Annotated in this window: 14 protein-coding genes and 1 pseudogene; 9 read left to right on the forward strand and 6 right to left on the reverse strand. The window is 70.4% G+C overall.

What is annotated here, in order from left to right; translation table 11 throughout:
- Positions 1-372: 372 nt before the first annotated feature.
- The gene (locus B7P34_RS30910; RefSeq protein WP_106681503.1) at positions 373-747 is read left to right on the forward strand and encodes a hypothetical protein; all 375 of its coding nucleotides are present in this window, start codon (positions 373-375) and stop codon (positions 745-747) included.
- A 603-nt stretch (positions 748-1,350) separates the two neighbouring features.
- Here B7P34_RS30910 and B7P34_RS30915 read toward each other — a convergent pair.
- Both B7P34_RS30915 and B7P34_RS30925 read right to left on the reverse strand, forming a co-directional pair.
- A pseudogene (locus tag B7P34_RS30915) lies at positions 1,351-2,268 on the reverse strand (aldehyde dehydrogenase family protein).
- Between the two features lie 369 nt (positions 2,269-2,637).
- A complete protein-coding gene (locus B7P34_RS30925; protein WP_106681504.1) occupies positions 2,638-3,102 on the reverse strand; it encodes a nuclear transport factor 2 family protein in 465 nt (154 codons plus the stop codon).
- A gap of 93 nt (positions 3,103-3,195) precedes the next feature.
- On the opposite strand from B7P34_RS30925, the gene B7P34_RS30930 reads away from it, so the two are divergent.
- Complete coding sequence (locus B7P34_RS30930; protein WP_106681505.1) at positions 3,196-3,789, forward strand: PadR family transcriptional regulator; 594 nt, start codon at positions 3,196-3,198, stop codon at positions 3,787-3,789.
- 52 nt (positions 3,790-3,841) lie between these two features.
- Complete coding sequence (locus B7P34_RS30935) at positions 3,842-4,711, forward strand: SGNH/GDSL hydrolase family protein (RefSeq protein ID WP_353620282.1); 870 nt, start codon at positions 3,842-3,844, stop codon at positions 4,709-4,711.
- 693 nt (positions 4,712-5,404) lie between these two features.
- On the opposite strand, the gene B7P34_RS30940 is transcribed toward B7P34_RS30935, so the two are convergent.
- From B7P34_RS30940 to B7P34_RS30955, 4 genes are read right to left on the reverse strand one after another with little or no spacing between them, the layout of a single operon-like run.
- A complete protein-coding gene (locus tag B7P34_RS30940) occupies positions 5,405-6,313 on the reverse strand; it encodes a bile acid:sodium symporter family protein (RefSeq protein WP_106681506.1) in 909 nt (302 codons plus the stop codon).
- Between the two features lie 17 nt (positions 6,314-6,330).
- Entirely contained in the window at positions 6,331-7,665 is a 1,335-nt protein-coding gene (locus B7P34_RS30945; RefSeq protein WP_106681507.1) for a Dyp-type peroxidase, read from the reverse strand.
- 21 nt (positions 7,666-7,686) lie between these two features.
- Positions 7,687-8,697, reverse strand: a complete 1,011-nt coding sequence (locus B7P34_RS30950) for a hypothetical protein (protein WP_189383199.1) — start codon at positions 8,695-8,697, stop codon at positions 7,687-7,689.
- 10 nt (positions 8,698-8,707) lie between these two features.
- Complete coding sequence (locus B7P34_RS30955) at positions 8,708-9,241, reverse strand: hypothetical protein (RefSeq protein WP_106681508.1); 534 nt, start codon at positions 9,239-9,241, stop codon at positions 8,708-8,710.
- 585 nt (positions 9,242-9,826) lie between these two features.
- On the opposite strand from B7P34_RS30955, the gene B7P34_RS30965 reads away from it, so the two are divergent.
- From B7P34_RS30965 to B7P34_RS30990, 6 genes are all read left to right on the forward strand, one after another.
- Positions 9,827-10,726 (forward strand): LysR family transcriptional regulator, encoded by a 900-nt coding sequence (locus B7P34_RS30965; protein WP_106681509.1) that lies wholly within the window; start codon positions 9,827-9,829, stop codon positions 10,724-10,726.
- Positions 10,727-11,009: 283 nt separating this feature from the next.
- Positions 11,010-12,152, forward strand: coding sequence for a CaiB/BaiF CoA transferase family protein (locus B7P34_RS30970; RefSeq protein ID WP_223268407.1), 1,143 nt, complete (start codon positions 11,010-11,012; stop codon positions 12,150-12,152).
- Positions 12,149-12,910: a crotonase/enoyl-CoA hydratase family protein gene (locus tag B7P34_RS30975; RefSeq protein WP_106681511.1), complete on the forward strand. Its 762-nt coding sequence runs from the start codon at positions 12,149-12,151 to the stop codon at positions 12,908-12,910. Before B7P34_RS30970 ends, B7P34_RS30975 begins: the two co-directional genes overlap by 4 nt.
- Positions 12,907-13,662, forward strand: a complete 756-nt coding sequence (locus B7P34_RS30980) for an acetoacetate decarboxylase (protein WP_106681512.1) — start codon at positions 12,907-12,909, stop codon at positions 13,660-13,662. Before B7P34_RS30975 ends, B7P34_RS30980 begins: the two co-directional genes overlap by 4 nt.
- Positions 13,659-14,675 carry a 3-hydroxyacyl-CoA dehydrogenase NAD-binding domain-containing protein gene (locus tag B7P34_RS30985; RefSeq protein ID WP_106681513.1) on the forward strand — a complete coding sequence of 339 codons (1,017 nt, stop codon included), beginning with the start codon at positions 13,659-13,661 and terminating at the stop codon, positions 14,673-14,675. Before B7P34_RS30980 ends, B7P34_RS30985 begins: the two co-directional genes overlap by 4 nt.
- Before the next feature lie 50 nt (positions 14,676-14,725).
- Positions 14,726-15,910, forward strand: coding sequence for an acyl-CoA dehydrogenase family protein (locus tag B7P34_RS30990; protein WP_106681514.1), 1,185 nt, complete (start codon positions 14,726-14,728; stop codon positions 15,908-15,910).
- Positions 15,911-15,943 lie beyond the last annotated feature (33 nt).

Raw genomic sequence — 15,943 nt, forward strand, 5'->3', positions numbered from 1 at the left:
GCCAGGCCAAGACCGCCAACGCCCTCTTCGCCGCGCAGCTCGACGCCCTCACACCCCCCTGACCCCGCCCAGCACACTGACTGCCCTCACTCAGGCCGGGACCGTCCTGCGGGCGGCAGCGGCCCCTCCCCTTCACCCGCATCACCGGCTCAACACGCCACCACTGCGCGCACCGGCTTCCCTGCGTCACAGCCACCCAGGGCGCGACCGGCCCCTCCTGCTGCGTGCGGGCAGCCCGCAGGCCCTGCCAAGGCACCTGTACAGGGATCCGCAGGTCAGCGGCCAGGGCACAGCACTCCACCCGTCTGCCCACCGGCCACCCTCGCCACCAAATAGAACGCATATTCGATACAGGGGTAGGATTGAGTCGCAATGGCTGATACCTATGACTTCCCCGATTCGCTCCGCCAGGCGCAGCTCGAACTGCACCAGGTGACCGCCGACCTCGCCGCGCTCGGGCGCACGCTGCCGTGGTCGGTCGTCCCGCTGCCCGGGTGGAGCAGGCCCGACGGGCACTGGTACCCCAGCAGCAGGCCCGACAGCCCCGGCTGGACCGAGGAACAGCAGCAACAGGTCGCCGCGCTACGGGCCCGCGCACTGGAACTGTCGGCCACCGTCAGCACCCACCCCTTCTGGGACACAGTGGAGAAGGCGAAGGTGGTCGAGGCGCGGACGGCCCTCAAGCACCTGCACGAACATGGCGACGGCCACGACGAGACCACGGCTGACGGCACGACGTCGGCGTAGCCCCAGGCCATGGACGGGCAGCACCAACAGGCAGCTCCAGGGCGTGCCGGAACGGATGCCGACACCACAGATCCGGATCCGGCTCCACGACCAGCAGGGACTTCTCGGCCGCCTCGTGCCCCGCGGCAGGCCAGGGACGGCATGTGGTTCCACGAGGTGCCGCTGACCCTCTGGACACACACCACCACCCACAGCAAGGAACACCGCCGACCCGCCGACATGACCCGCCCCGGCCGATGACCCCGGACAGCGCTGTCCTGGTCCAGGGCCGCATGCGCGCAGGAACACCGCCGAGGGCCGCCCGTCGACCCGGGCAGGGCTCGACGACACTTGTCCTCGGATGCGATCGTTCGGCGGGTACCTCCGCCGATCTGGGGCACTGAAGGGCTGCTCGTCCCGGTTTCTTCCTGATCGCATACCGTCGCTTGCCCGGCCTCCTCGAAGGCGCAGTGCGTTTCACCAGCGGGCAGTGGCGAGTGCGCCGTAGGTCGACCTGCCCGCCGAGGTCTCCATCACCCCCGTGGTCGGCCGGAGCACCCCGGGCGCAGCCCGCACCGCGGGCTGCGTACATGTCCGGGGTCCGAACCGACCAGCGCCGGGGGCTCACCCCGTGGGAGGTGGGCAGGGAGCCGTTGGGGCGTAGGTTTGCGCCCCGCTGTGGAGGGGGCACGAGCGGGGCGGTCCGGGTGGAATGCGGTGGGGGCGGTTCAGCGGTACGTCGGGGCGGGCGCGGCGGTGACTGAATGTGGCGATGGAGTAAGGGCCGTGGTAGCTGCCGAGGCCGGACTCGCCGACGCCGCCGAAGGGCAGGTCGGGGACGCGGAGGTGGGCCATGGGCAGGCCGAATCCGAGGCCTCCGGACGATGTCTCGGCGGCGAGGCGGGCGCGCGTGGTCTCGTTCTCGGTGAAGCCGTACAGGGCCAGCGGCTTGTCGCGGTCGTTGATGAAGGCAATGGCTTCATCCAGGTCGGCGACCTCGACGATCGGCAGTACGGGACTGAAGATCTCTTCCTGCATGATCGGGTCCTCGGCATGCACGGCGGTCAGGACGGTGGGTGCGATGTAGACGTCGTCGCGGTCGGTCCTGCCGCCGAAGGCCGGCGTGCCCGAGTCGAGCAGGGCGGCAATCCGGTCGAAGTGGCGTTGGTTGACGATGCTCCCGCAGGCGTCCTAGGTCTGCGGGTCGCTGCCGAAGAGGCGCTCCGTGGCCTCGGCGAGTGCGGCTGCCAGGCGCTGGGCGGTGGCGGGGTCGGTCAGGACGTAGTCAGGGGCGACGCACGTCTGGGCCGCGTTGCGGAACTTGGCCTCGGCGAGGCGTGCCGCGACCGTGTCGATGTTGGCATCGCTGTCGGCAAACGCCGGGGACTTGCCGCCCAGTTCGAGCGTGACGGGCGTGAGGACTTGAGGCCTGGATCGTCGAAGTGCTCGTCGAGGACGTCGGCGAGCGGGCGCAGGCCCTGCCGGAAGAGGACCGGGGCGATCTCGTCGGCCGGCGTCCCGCGCATGGCGGCGATCTGCCAGAACGCGACGTCCCGCAGGAGCTGGAAGAACCGCTCGGCCGGTTGCCGGGGAACGCCGCCTCCAGAGCGTCGGCGGCCCCTGCCCAGTCGGCCAGCAGGGTCACGTCGTGCCGTCCGGGAACGACGGCCCGGTACAGGGCTTCCTCCTGTACGAAGTCGATCCGGTCGGACACGCCCAGCTTGTCGAAGAGCCCCCGCAGGGTGAAGCCCTGGCCTTCGAGCCCGACCCCGGACAGCTGGTGCAGGGCGACCTCGAACTCGTACCGGCCGCGCCGGAACGAGGTGGCGCAGCCGCCCGGCACGTTGTGGCGCTCGACCAGCAGGGTGGACCCCGGCGCGCTGGAGGGTGGCGGCGGCGGTGAGGCCGGCGTTACCGGCCCCGATGCCGGGCCTCCTCTCCGGACCCGGCGGCCTGCCCGGCCTGAGCGGCCTGAGCGGCCTGCCCGGCCTGAGCGGCCTCGTGGGCGATGCGGTCGAACTGGGCTCCCATGGCCTCGGCGAGCGCCTGGGCGGCGGACAGCGGACGGACCATGACGGTGAAGTCGTCGATCTTCCCCTCCTCGTCGAAGTGGAGGAAGTCGCAACCCTGGATCTGCCGCCCGTCAACGGTCGCGGTGAAGACGAGGGCGTGGTCGCGGCCGTCGGGGTTCGCGATCTCCCGCACGTAGGCGAAGTCCTCGAAGACCCGCATCACCCCGCGCAGGATCGCCGCGGTGATCGCTCTGCCCGGGTACGGCTTGAAGGCGACAGGGCTGGTGAAGACGACGTTCTCGGCGAGGAGGGCCTCGATGGCGGCCTCGTCCCGGTTCTCGACGGCCCTGCGGAACGGATGCACGACATCACCTCTAGTCAATTAATTGATTAGGCGCCTCGGAGGCTACTCGATAGTCATATCCATGACTAGTCAACGATGCGATACTTTGCTCGCATGGCATTGCGCAACGCGGTGATGGCCGCCCTCCTCGAAGGCGAAGCGTCCGGCTACGACCTGGCCAAGGCCTTCGACGCCTCCGTCGCGAACTTCTGGATGGCCGCCCCTCAGCAGCTCTACCGGGAGCTCGAACGCATGGAGAGCGAGGGGCTCATCTCCGCCCGCGTCGTCGAGCAGGAGCGCCGGCCGAACAAGCGGCTCTTCTCGCTGACCGAAGCCGGAACGGAGGCCGTACGCGCCTACGTCGCCGAACCGCCGGGCAAGCCGACGGCGATCCGCGACGAGCTGCTGGTCAAGGTGCAGTGCGCGGACGTGGGCGACACCGAGGCCGTACGGGCGGCGATCGCCGAACGCATGGAGTGGGCCGCGGCCAAGCTCGCCCGGTACGAACGGCTCCGGGAACGTCTCCTGGAGGGGCGCACGGAGGACGAGCACTGCGCGCAGGCCGAACGCATCGGGCCGTACCTGACACTGCTGCGCGGCATGGCCTTCGAGAAGGAGAACATCCAGTGGGGCGAGACCGCGCTCCGCATCCTCGAACGACGCGCGACAGCGACACGTGATGGGGAACCCGCCGCATCACGGACGTGATGCTTCGGAAACCGGCCTTCCCCCGCCGACTCAGCGAAACAGAGGGCCTGCCATGCCCGGCACGCCGTTTCCCTTCTCGCGGTACGTGGCCCTCGGCGACAGCCAGACCGAAGGCGTCGGCGACGGCGACGACGTGACGGGGCTGCGCGGCCGCGCCGACCGCCTCACCGAACACATGGCCCGCCACAACTCCGGTCTGCTGTACGCCGATCTCGCCGTCCGAGGCCGCCTCGCCGGGCAGGTCCACGCCGAACAACTCGCCCCCGCGCTCGCCCTGCGACCGGACCTCGCGACGGTGGTGGCCGGCGTCAACGACCTGCTGCGGCCCCGCTTCGACGCCGACGAGGTCGCCGGCCACCTGGAGGCGATGTTCGCCGCACTCACCGCCCGGGGAACCCGCGTCGCCACCCTCACCTTCCCCGACGTCGCCCGCATCACCCCACTGGCCCGGCCCGTAAGCCACCGCGTCACCGCCCTCAACCACCGCATCCGCCAGGCCGCACACCGGCACGGCGTCGCCGTCGCCGAGACCGGTCACCACGCCGTCGTCACCGACCCCGCCTGTGGAGCACGGACCGCCTGCACGCCGGCCCCTCGGCCACCAATGCATCGCCGTCGCCGACGCCCTCGCCCTGCCCTGCCCTGCCCTGCCCGGCAGCGACGACTCCTGGACCCGCCCCCCTGCCCACCCCCACCACCCCGCCGCCCGCCGGCCGGCGCGCCGGCGCCGCCGAACTGCGCTGGGCCGCCGACTTCCTCGGGCCTTGGATCACGCGCCGCCTACGGGGCCGCTCCTCGGGCGACGGCCGCACGGCCAAGCGCGCACACCTCACACCCCCAGGTGCAGGGCCCGCCCAGGAGGCGTGACCAGCGCCTCCCGTACTCCCCGGCGCGAGTGCCCGCTGTCCTCGGCTCAGGGTGAGGCGCCGACGCCAGCTTGGCGTCGTAGGCGTCGAGGTCGCCTTTGCGGGGCGGTTGGGGGGCGAACCCGCCGTCGCTGATGAGCCGTGAACGCCTGCCGTGTTCAGGGCGGCAGGCTCCCGAAGACGGCCAGGTGCCGATCCTGAGCGGTGTTCCAGTGCGGCAGGACAACCGGCGGCAGGCCTGCCACCGGCGCCACCAACACCGTCATCTGCCGGCACGCCGTACCCCGGCCTCGCCGCTGGGGCAGCCGCCATCTGGGGAACACCGCACGGCCGAAACACGGCCCCTTCACCAGTCGTCGCCGGCAGGCCAGGGACGGTCTGTGGTTCTACGAGGTGTCGCTGCCCCTCTGGGCGCACGCCATCGCCCACGGCAAGGACACCGCCGAACCCGCCGGCGTCATTGTCTCCGTCCCCGCCGCCCACGTCTGACATCAGCGTCGCGGCGATCGCCCGCCGCGCCGACGACCGGTATCACCATCAACGAACGGCTCCGATCCCGGCCGGCCGGCGACGGTATCCAAGCCCTCCCCCCGACCGGGCATCGCAACCGGGTCGAGCGGCGGCTTCTGCTCGATTCGGCCGGAGTCCCGCGGGTCCGAGACCATGGGCCGCATGCTCTCGCGGTACTGGGAGCCGCAGTTGAGCCGGGCACAGCAGATGGTCGGGTTGTACGTGGCGGACCGTCTGAATCACCGGACGGACGTGTCGTTGCGGAGCACTTCAGTGCCCGGCGTTTCCGGGGCACTCCGGCGCCTGCTGAGAAGCGTGGCGATCGGGAGGGCCGCCGCGAGGCCGCTGAGGAGGATCGCGGCGAGTGCGCCCAGAACAGCGGGCTGGTCGGCGAAGGCGAGGCCGATGGCGGCCAGGGCGGGGCCGGCGTTGCGTACCGAGGCGACGCCGCCCATGGTGGTGCGGCGTGTCATCGGGCCGGCCGCCAGCAGCGTTCCCACGGCGAAGGCGAACACCGCGAGCAGGAACCCCGCGAGCAGGGCCAGTGAACCGAAGAGCTCGGCGACGTCCCGCCAGTTGCCCAGCAGCATGCCTGCCAACACGACCAGGAACGTGATGTTGGAGACCGCGGCTGCTGTCGGGTGCCACGACTGTGCGGTGGGTTCGGCGTAGCGACGCAGGAGCAGGCCGATCGCGAACGGGACGAGTTGCAGCAGTGCCACCGTCCGCACCAGCGCGCCGACGTCGAGGGAGACCTTGGTGCCGATGTCGGCGGCGATGAGGACGGCGCTCGCGGTGGGGGCGAAGGTGAGGCTGCCGAGGGAGGCGAGCAGTACCTGCATCGCCGCGCCCGCGACGACGTCGCCCTGCTGCACCGCCGCCAGCTTCGCCCCGAAGGGGCCGCCCGGGGAGGAGGCGATCAGGACGAGGGCGATGAAGGAGGCCGAGGAGAGGCCGAACAGTGCGCCGATGCCCCAGCCGAGCAGGGGGATGACCACCATGTTGGCGGTCAGCGCCGGCAACAGCAGGGGCACGTCGGCGAAAACGCCGCGCAGTGCCGGGACGGTGGCGCGCAGGCCGGCGGCGAACATGGTGGCCGCGATGAAGATGACGGTGACCGCATTGAGGACGAGATGCAGGGTGTCCATGGCGCTGGTCCGCCCGGTCAGTCATGGAGGTCCCCGAGCCAGCGCAGGGCGCTCAGGCTCGGCAGGAAGCAGTACTCGCCTCCACGGGTGACGACGAAACGGGGCAGCGGGGCCAGGCGGCGGCGCACCGGTCGTCGGGGGATCGTGTAGCCGGTCTGCCCGTCGGCGGCGCCGACGACGGGGTCTTTCGCGTTGCCGGCCCCGAAGAAGACGCCGTCGTTCATCCACTGCGACTGGACGAACTCGAACTGCCGGCCCAGGTGGGCGCCGATGAACGCGAACATCAGACCGCGGTCCGCTCCGTCGTCCTCCAGCACGCCTTCGGGCAGTGGCGGGCCGTAGACGGCGCCGCGCCGGATCATGCGGTGCAGCCGTACCTCCCCGGCCACCGAGGCGTCGCGCGGGTTGGCCCGACGGATGTGGCAGCCACCGGGCGTGACGAATCCCATCGGGTCGTCCTGCTCGTACAGGAAGGTGTTGCGGCGATGGGGATCGGCGCCGAGTGCGGGGTTGTCCTGCTGCGGGGCGAGCGCCAGAGGGGCTCCGCTGCGCCAGCGCCCCATGATCTTCGCGGCGATCAGCTCCTCGTCCTCGGGGCCGGCGGAGTTGTCCCTCAGATACCGCCTGAACGCGGCGACGTCCTGGCGGAGCTTGCGGAAGACCGCATAACTGCCGTTGCGCCCGAGCACGGCCGGCTGAGGCGTCTGGACACCGCCGAGCTCATCGGGGTAGCCGAGCACGAACTCCCCGCTCTTCAAGGGTGCTTCCAGTGTGTTGGACCCTGGGATGCCGCTGCCTTCGATGGCCGGATGGCTGACGCCGTCGAGGTAGCCGAAGTGTTCCTTCTCGGTGGGCAGCGCGTAGCAGTCCTGCCTCCAGATCGCCGTCACGCCGGGCAGGCGCTCGTAGGCGGGGCGGGCGCGGTCGATGGCCGCCTCCAGGCGAGGGGGGTCGGGTGCGATCGCCGTGATCACCACATGGACGTCGCGCGTGCCGAGCGGTGCCTCCCAGTACTGCGGGCTGCTGGCGCCCTCGTCGCGCAGTGCTCGGGCGCGGGCTGCCATGCCCTGCCGGAACTCCCAGGCGAAGGACTCCAGCGAGGAGCGCGGCACCCCGAGGGCTTCCATGCCCCGGTAGGTGACGGCGACACTGACCCAGGTGTCTCCCAGGGGGCTGGAGGTGTCGGCGGCGGAGGTCGCCGCCGCGCTCGCCCGCCGCATCAGTTCCCGGCCCTGGGCGCGGTCGTCGATGCGGAAGGCCAGGTACGTCGCCGCGTACGGGGTGGGCCGTGGGCTGAGGACCCCGCGCTGGATGTCGTCGAGTTCGAGTGTGACGTGGATGAGTGCGCTCACGTCGGCCTCCCTGCGGCATCGCTATGTAACGAGGTTGCGCCAGAAATTCCGCAGGCTGTCGTCGGCGCCGAAAAGCGTGCTGAAGATCGTGGAGTCGGCCAGCAGCACATCGGCCGCGCGGTCACCGCCGGGAGGCATCCACAGGAACATGTTGAATTCGGTGTTCCCCTCGTCGGTGAACGGATGGGGCCGGGAGGTGTCGATCGGCTGCCGGGCCAGCACGTGGATGGCCTTCGGATCGTCACTGGTCACCGCGTAGTGCGGCAGGTGCATGTGGAAATTGAAGTTCGTGACCCCGTTCAGCCACCCCTTCTCATCCAGATCCGGGACCGTCGACAAAGGAGCGATCCGGTTGCCCTCACCGGTGGCCGGACGCAGCCCGTACCGGTTGACGACCGGCACACCCAGGTCCTTCATCAGATCCCGGACGTAGGTGGCGAACCGCTGCTGGCGAGGCACCAGGGGATCGCCGTGGTGGCGGTACTCCACCTCCCGCACGGACAGATCGTCCGACGCGCCGACGTCGTGGTGGGGCCCCAGGACCAGGCGGGCTTCCTCCCGGGCGAGGAAGGCCCGCAGCGCCTCGATCTCCCCGGGCTGCGCCTCCTGCCCGGTGATCATGTGGTCCAGTCCGAAGACGAACAGGACGTCCGTGTCGTCGAGTACCCGCTCATCCAGCGGGGTGTGGAAACCGGCCTGGTCGATGCGCTGGTAGACCGGGACAGGATGCCCCGTGACTTCCTCGACGAAGTCCTGGAACGGCACCCAGGCCCAGAAGAACAACTCCAGGGAGCCGGCGACGCCCTGCTGGAACCGATAAGGATCCGACCACTTCGGGTCCTCGTAGGCCGGCCACGCCACCCGGCGCACCTCCGTCAGCGTGGAGAACCGGTTATCCAGCTCGGCCGCGTTCCGGCCTGCCTCCGCCGGATAGCTCCACGAGACGTAGACGCTCACACGCCGCCCGGCCGGCGTGTGCTTCCTCGGAACGTGCCGCTGGTTGTAGACCCGCGCTGTTCCGGCCTCGCTCATCGCCCAGCCCTCACTGCATCTGGTCGAGCATCTCCGAGAGAGCACTCTTGATCCGCAGAGCCTTCTTGATCTCGTCCGCCGTCACGTACGGATACTCTCCGTACTCGATGAAGCTCGGACAGTGATGGTCCCGCACGAAGCGTACGAACGCCTCCGGGTTCGTACGCCAGTCCTCGGGAAACCCTTCGAGGTTCTCGAAGGCGGTGTTCACACCCGCTTTGCTGAACAGCGCGACGGCATCCTCGGTGTATTTGTCGAAGTCGGTGTCGAAAATCCCCTGGTACATGAAGCGGGTGTCGTCATCGAACAAGACCCAGCGCAGGTAGTGCAGCTTCAACGGCGCGAGAAGGTACGGATCCTGCTCCAGCGCCTTGGCCAGGGCATGGCCGTACTCCCGCATCGCCTCAGCCCTGCCCGGCTTTACGTCCGCGACGATGGTGAACCCGTAGCAGGCCGGAGTTCTCGGAAAGACGGGCCCGTACTTGCCCTGTTCCAGATGATCGGTCTCCTTGGGGATGACGACCGCCTGCGGCTTGATCTCCATGTCCGCTCCTCCGCATTCCACAGGCCGGAGCCCACCTCCAGCGTGGCACCGGACGGCTCAGCGCGCCCGCTGAGCGTGCGGGGGCTGCCGGCCCGCCTCAAGCTTCTGCCGGCCGGGGGACGGCACCGGGGGAATCACAAGGCCGGTCAGGACCTTGTCGCGGTTCTCGGCCCGCTTCATCCCGCGTTTCCGGCTGCCAGTCGGCCGTGGCGCCGCACCCCGGGCAGGACAGGCGGCGCGGCTGGAACAGCAGCTCGCTGAAGTACTTGCGCTCAGGGAGTCCCGGGCCTGAGCGCTACGAGGGCACGGCCGCCGCACCGGGGGGCAGACGACGAGAACGCGGGCGGCGAAGTGCACCAGCCGCGTTCCCCGGTCGTGATGGCGGGCCGGTCCGCCGGGCTCATCGTTCAGGGCGGACACGGCAGACATGGCAGAGATGGCAGACATGGCAGACATGCGGACGCCCTTGCAGGTGAGTCCGGCCCGGCGCGACTTACGCGGCTCGCCGGTGGTGTCTCGCCCCCTGGCCGGCCTTGCCCCCAGCCCCTGGTCACAGTGTCATCAGGCAGGTTTTAGGGTACGGCGATGGAGATCTTCCATCTGCGCTACTTCGTCGCTGTCGCCGAGAACCTCAGCTTCTCCCGGGCCGCGCGTCAACTCAACATGGCCACCTCGCCGTTGAGTCAGCGAATACGGGACCTGGAGCGCGAGCTCGGCCAGCGGCTGTTCGACCGGGATTCGCACCACGTGGCTCTGACCGGTGCCGGCGCGGCGCTGCTGCCCGTCGCGAAGGACGTCCTCGGCCGGTTCGACGACATTCCCTGGCAGTTGCGCCGGGCCCTGGGCTCCGAGCGGCAGACGGTGTACGTGGGGGTGGTACCGGCTCTGCACTCGCAGCTGCGGGAGCGGCTGGAGCGTGTCGAGGAGCGCTGCGCCGAGGGGTTCGTCGTCAAGCGCTGGCCCGGAAACAGCGCGAACCTCGTGAAGGCGGTGCAGCGCGGCGACCTGGCCATGGCGCTGGTGCACCTGCCGGTGCACGCCGAGGGAATCGAGGTGCTGGAGCTGCTGCGCGAGCCGCTGGGCGCGCTGCTGCCGGCCGCCGAATTCGGCTCGCGGAGTTCGGTGTCGCTGAGCGAGCTCACCGACCACACCTATGTGACGTCGGCTCCCGGGACGCTCCCGACGTATTTTGACCAGCTCCGGGTGCGCCTGAAATCCGCGGGCATCCACAAGGAAATCACCCTCAATATCGGGGATTACGCGAGCGTCCGCGAGATCGTGGCGAACGGCTCGGTATTCGGCATCACGCTGCTCAGCGCGAACAGCGGTGAAAGCGGAAGGGGTGCGAGCGTCGTCCTGCCTTTCCGGGACTTCTCCCCCGCCCTCGCGACCGGGCTGATCTGGCGCCGGGACCGGGCGGAACCGGATGGTGACCTGCACGGACTGGTGACGGAGGCCGGAGCCGTGTTCACCGAGGCTTCCTGAAGTACCCGCCCCAGGAAACGGCGTGACCGCTGCGGTCACGCCGTTTTTCGCGCATTGGTGTCACCGACCGCTTGGGTTCCGGGACTTCACCGGACTAGCGTTTTACCCAGGACGCAGGAGCGCCCCGAAGAGGGGGCGATACCCCACCCTTTCCCGTCCCGTTTTCCGTAGTGGAGTGGTGATGGAAGCAGCAGAATCAGCAGAAGCCGTAGAAGCAGCAGAATCCGTAGAATTCACAGAACCCGCAACAGGAACAGGCCCGGCTGCCGGCCCGCTCGCCGGAGTGCGCGTCATCGACATGGCCACCGTCGTGATGGGTCCCTACGCCGCGCAGATCCTCGGCGACCTCGGCGCCGACGTCATCAAGATCGAATCGCCGAACGACACCGTACGGGTCGGCAAGCTGCACCGTACGCCCGGCATGACGCCGCTGAACCTCAACGTCAACCGCAACAAGCGCAGCGTAACGCTCAACCTCAAGGACGGTGGCGAGCGCGCCAGGGCCCTGGAACTCATCGGCACCGCCGACATCCTCATCACCAACATGCGGATCGGCGCCCTGCGCCGCCTCGGCATGGACTACGACAGCCTCGCCGCAGCCAACCCCCGCCTCGTCCACGTCCATGCGCAAGGGTTCCGCCCGGACTCCGACCGGTCCCGGCTTGCCGCGTACGACGAGACGGTGCAGGCCGCCTCCGGGCTGCTGGACCTGGCGCAGCGCGCGGGCGACGTGGGGGCGCCGGTGGTGCTGCCGAGCATCATCGCCGACAAGGTCGCCGCGCTGACGATCGTCTACGCGGCGCTGGCGGCCCTCGTCCATCAGCGGGAGACCGGCCGGGGGCAGCGGGTGGAGGTGCCCATGGTGGACACGCTGCTGGCGTTCAACCTGGTCGAGCACCTGCAGGGCCGCATCTTCGAGCCGCCGATGGGCCCGACCGGTTTTCCGCTGTCCATGAACAAGGGGCACCGGGCCCGCCCGACCAAGGACGGCCTGGCCATGATCATCCCGTACAGCCCGCAGAACTTCCGCGACTTGTTCGCCGCCGCGGGCCGTCCCGACCTGGCGGACGATCCGCGGGTGAACGGCGAGTTCATCGACGCGCAGCGGGACGGCGAGGCCCTCGCCGAGCTGCTGGAGACGGTGACGCCGCGGCTGACCACGGAGGAGTGGACGGAGGTGTGCACCAAGCACAGCATCCCCGTCGGGCCCGTGCTGCGGCTCGACGACGCCGCTGATGACCCGTACGTCCGTGAGGGGCGTCTGCTGGACGTCGCCGACCACCCCAGCGAGGGCGCATACCGGGTGGTCGGCATACCGCTGACGTTCTCCGCCACGCCGGCCTCGGTGCGCCGGCACGCGCCGCTGCCGGGCCAGCACACAGAAGAAGTGCTCGCCGAGCTCGACCGCGGCGAGGTGCGGCGATGAGCGGCGTCCGCACCGAGACCAGCGGCGGCACCCTCGTCGTCACCATCGACCGGCCCCGGGCCCGCAACGCCGTGAACGCCGAGGTGGCCCAAGGCATCGCCGCCGCCGTCGACCGGCTGGAGTCCGATCCCGGGCTGCGGGTGGGCGTGCTCACCGGCGCGGACGGGACCTTCTGCGCGGGCATGGACCTCAAGGCCGCCGCCCGCGGCGAGCAGGTGACCGTGCCCGGCAAGGGTTTCGCCGGACTCGTCGAGGCCGCGACGACCAAGCCGCTCATCGCGGCCGTCGAGGGCCATGCCCTGGGCGGCGGCTTCGAGCTCGCCCTGGCCTGTGACCTGGTGGTCGCCGCCGAGGGCGCCCGCTTCGCCCTCCCCGAGGTGAGGCGCGGGCTGATCGCCGCCGGCGGCGGAGTCGTACGGCTCCCCCGGCGCGTCCCCCATCACCTGGCGATGGAGCTGCTGCTGACCGGCCGTACGGTCACCGCCGGACGCGCCCGCGAACTGGGCGTCGTCAACCGCCTCACCCCCGACGGCGGGGCGCTGCCGGCCGCGCTGGAGCTCGCCGCGGAGATCGCGGCCAACGCGCCGCTGGCCCTGGCCGCGGTGAAGAGGACCGTCCGGCTGGCCGACGGCGTGCCGGAGCCGGAGGCGTTCGCCGCGCAGACCGCCGAGGCCGGAGCGCTGCTGCGCTCGGCCGACTTCGCCGAGGGGGTGCGTGCCTTCACCGAGAAGCGCGCGCCGCAGTGGAGCGGACGATGAACCGCGCACGCATCCTGGGGACCCTCAGCACCCCCGCCACGGCGCCCGCGTACGCCCCGGTCGCGGCCCGCTTCACCGATCGCGAGTACCTCAGCATCGTCTACCGCACCGACCCCGAGGCGCTGCGGGCCGTGGTGCCCGAGCCGCTGCGCGTCGACCCCGGTGAACCGTTGGTGCGGTTCGAGGTGATGAAGATGACGGACGTCACGGCCTACGGCCCGTACGTCGAGGCAGGGCAGGCGATCCCGGTGCGGTTCGGGGACGAGTGCGGCGAGTACCTGCACGCGATGTACCTGGACAGCTTCGCCGCCATTGCCGCGGGCCGCGAGGTGAGCGCCTACCCGAAGGCGATGGGCACGCCGGCCCTGTTCGCCGACCACTCCGCGCTGGTCGGGACGCTGGACTACGGCAGCGTGCGGGTGGCCACCGCGACGATGGGCTACAAACACCGGCCGCTCGACTGTGAGCTCGCCTACGAGCAGATCGCCGTGCCCACGTACATGCTCAAGGTCGTCCCCGGCTACGACGGCACCCCGCGCGTCTGCGAACTGGTCCGCACGCAGATCACCGATCTCGTGGTCAAGGAGGCCTACACCGGCCCCGCGCGACTGCAGCTCTTCGAGCACGTGCTGGCGCCGCTGGCGGACCTGCCGGTGCGCGAGATCGTCTCGGCAAGCCACATCGTCACGGATCTCACGCTGGAGAAGGCCGTTCCCGTCCATGACTACCTGACCGAGGAGGACGCGTCATGACCCCCGAATGCACCCCCGAACACGCCTTCGAACACGCCCCCGAATGCAGCCCGGAGGGCTTCCCCGGGCGCCTCCCCGACTGGAAGGCCGTCACCGTCGTCGGCGCCGGCACCATCGGCCTCGCCTGGGCCGCGCTGTTCGCGTCGTACGGGATCGAGGTGACCGTCACCGATCCGCGCGAGGACCTGGACGAGGCCGTCGGCGACGCCCTTCCGCTGCTCGCCGCCGGTCTGCCCGGCAGCGACGCGTCCGCACTGCGCAGCCGTATCCGCACCACCCACGACCTGGCCGAGTCCGTGGCCGGAGCGCGACTCGTCCAGGAGAACGGCCCGGAGAACCTGGAGTTCAAGCAGCAGTTGTTCGCCCGCATCGGCAGGCACGCCCCGGCCGACGCGGTCCTGGCCACCTCCAGCTCCGGGATCGTCGCCTCCCGGATCGCCGCCGGGCTGCCGGACGAGGTTGCCTCCCGGTTGCTGGTCGCGCACCCCTTCAATCCGCCGCACCTCGTACCACTGGTGGAGATCGTGCCGGGCGAGCGCACCGCGGAGGACGTGGTCGAGGCGGCCATGGCCTTCTACCGGGCACTGGGCAAGACGCCCGTGCGGCTGCGCAAGGAGATCCCCGGGTTCGCAGCCAACCGGCTGCAGAGCGCGGTGCTCCAAGAGGCGATCCACCTCGTGCTCAGCGGGGTGGTCGACGCCGGGGAGCTCGACACCGTGATGAAGGCGTCACTGGGCGGCCGCTACGCGGCCGTCGGCCCCTTCGAGAGCTTCCACCTCGGCGGCGGCCCCGGCGGCATCCGCCACATGATGCGGCACCTGGGCCCCGGTCTCACCGAGGGCTGGCAGCGCCTGGGCCGTCCGGAGCTGGACGACGACGCCGTCGCCGCGATCGTCGGCCAGACCGAGGCCGCGTACGGACACGGCCCCGAGGCCTACCGGGAACGCGCCCTGCTCCGCGACCGCAAGCAACTCGCCCTGACCGCCGCGCTGCGCCGCGCCGACCACCGCTGAGTCTTTCAGGACCTTTACGAACTTCAGGGACTTCCAGAAAGGAGCCGTCGATGTCCAAGCCCGCCAACCCTACTGCCGACTTCTTCGGATTCGCCGACCTGCTCAGCGACGCCGAACGAGCCGAACTTGCCACCATCCGCGATTACTTGGAGAGCGAGATCAAGCCGCTTGCCCAGGACGCCTGGGACCGGGCGGAATTCCCCTTCGAGGCGATCGGGAAGATGGCCAAGCTCCAGCTGGCCGGATACACCTACCCCGAATTCGGCGACGGCCGGCCGCGCAGCGAGCTCTTCACCGGCTTCCTCACCATGGAACTCAACCGCGTCGACCCGTCACTGGCGGTGTTCTCCGGGGTCCACACCGGTCTGGCGATGGGCAGCATCCGCGGCGGCGGAAGCCCTGAGCAGCGCGAGCGCTGGCTGCCGGACATGGCCGCGATGAACAAGATCGGAGCCTTCGCCCTGACCGAACCCGAGGGCGGCTCCGACGTCGCGGGCGGCATGCGCACCACCGCCCGGCGCGAGGGCGACACCTGGGTCCTCGACGGCGCCAAGCGGTGGATCGGCAACGGCACCTTCGCCGATCTCGTCGTGGTCTGGGCGCGCGACGTGGCCGACGGCAACGTCAAGGGCTTCGTCGTCGAGAAGGGCACCCCCGGTTTCACCGCCACGAAGATCGAGGGCAAGATCGCATTGCGGACCGTGCAGAACGCCGACATCGTCCTCGACGGGGTACGGGTCCCCGAGGCGGACCGCCTGCAGCGCATCGGCAGCTTCCGCGACACCGCGGCCGTCCTGGCCCACACGCGCGGCGGAGTGGCCTGGCAGGCACTGGGGATCGCGGTGCGCTCCTACGAGCTGGCCCGTGAGTACGCCGTCACCCGCGTGCAGTTCGGCCGGCCCATCGGCTCCTTCCAGCTGATCCAGGACCTCCTGGTGAAGATGCTCGGCAACATCACCGCGATGTTCGGCATGGTCGTCCGTCTCAACCAGCTGGTCGCCGCCGGCCGGGGCAGCGCCGAACAGGCCGCGCTCGCGAAGGCGTTCACCACCTCCCGCATGCGCGAGTGCGTCGCCTGGGCCCGTGAGCTCTTCGGCGGAAACGGCATCGTCCTCGACTACGAGATCGCCAAGTTCTTCGCGGACGCCGAGGCCGTCTACTCGTTCGAGGGGTCCCGCGAAATGAACACCCTCATCGTCGGAAAGGCCGTCACGGGGCACAGCGCCTTCGCGTGACGAGGGGCGCGGCGGAGGGGGCGGGACCGATCC

It is taken from the genome of Streptosporangium nondiastaticum (genome assembly GCF_003011965.1).
GTDB classification, from domain to species: Bacteria; Actinomycetota; Actinomycetes; order Streptomycetales; family Streptomycetaceae; genus Streptomyces; species Streptomyces nondiastaticus.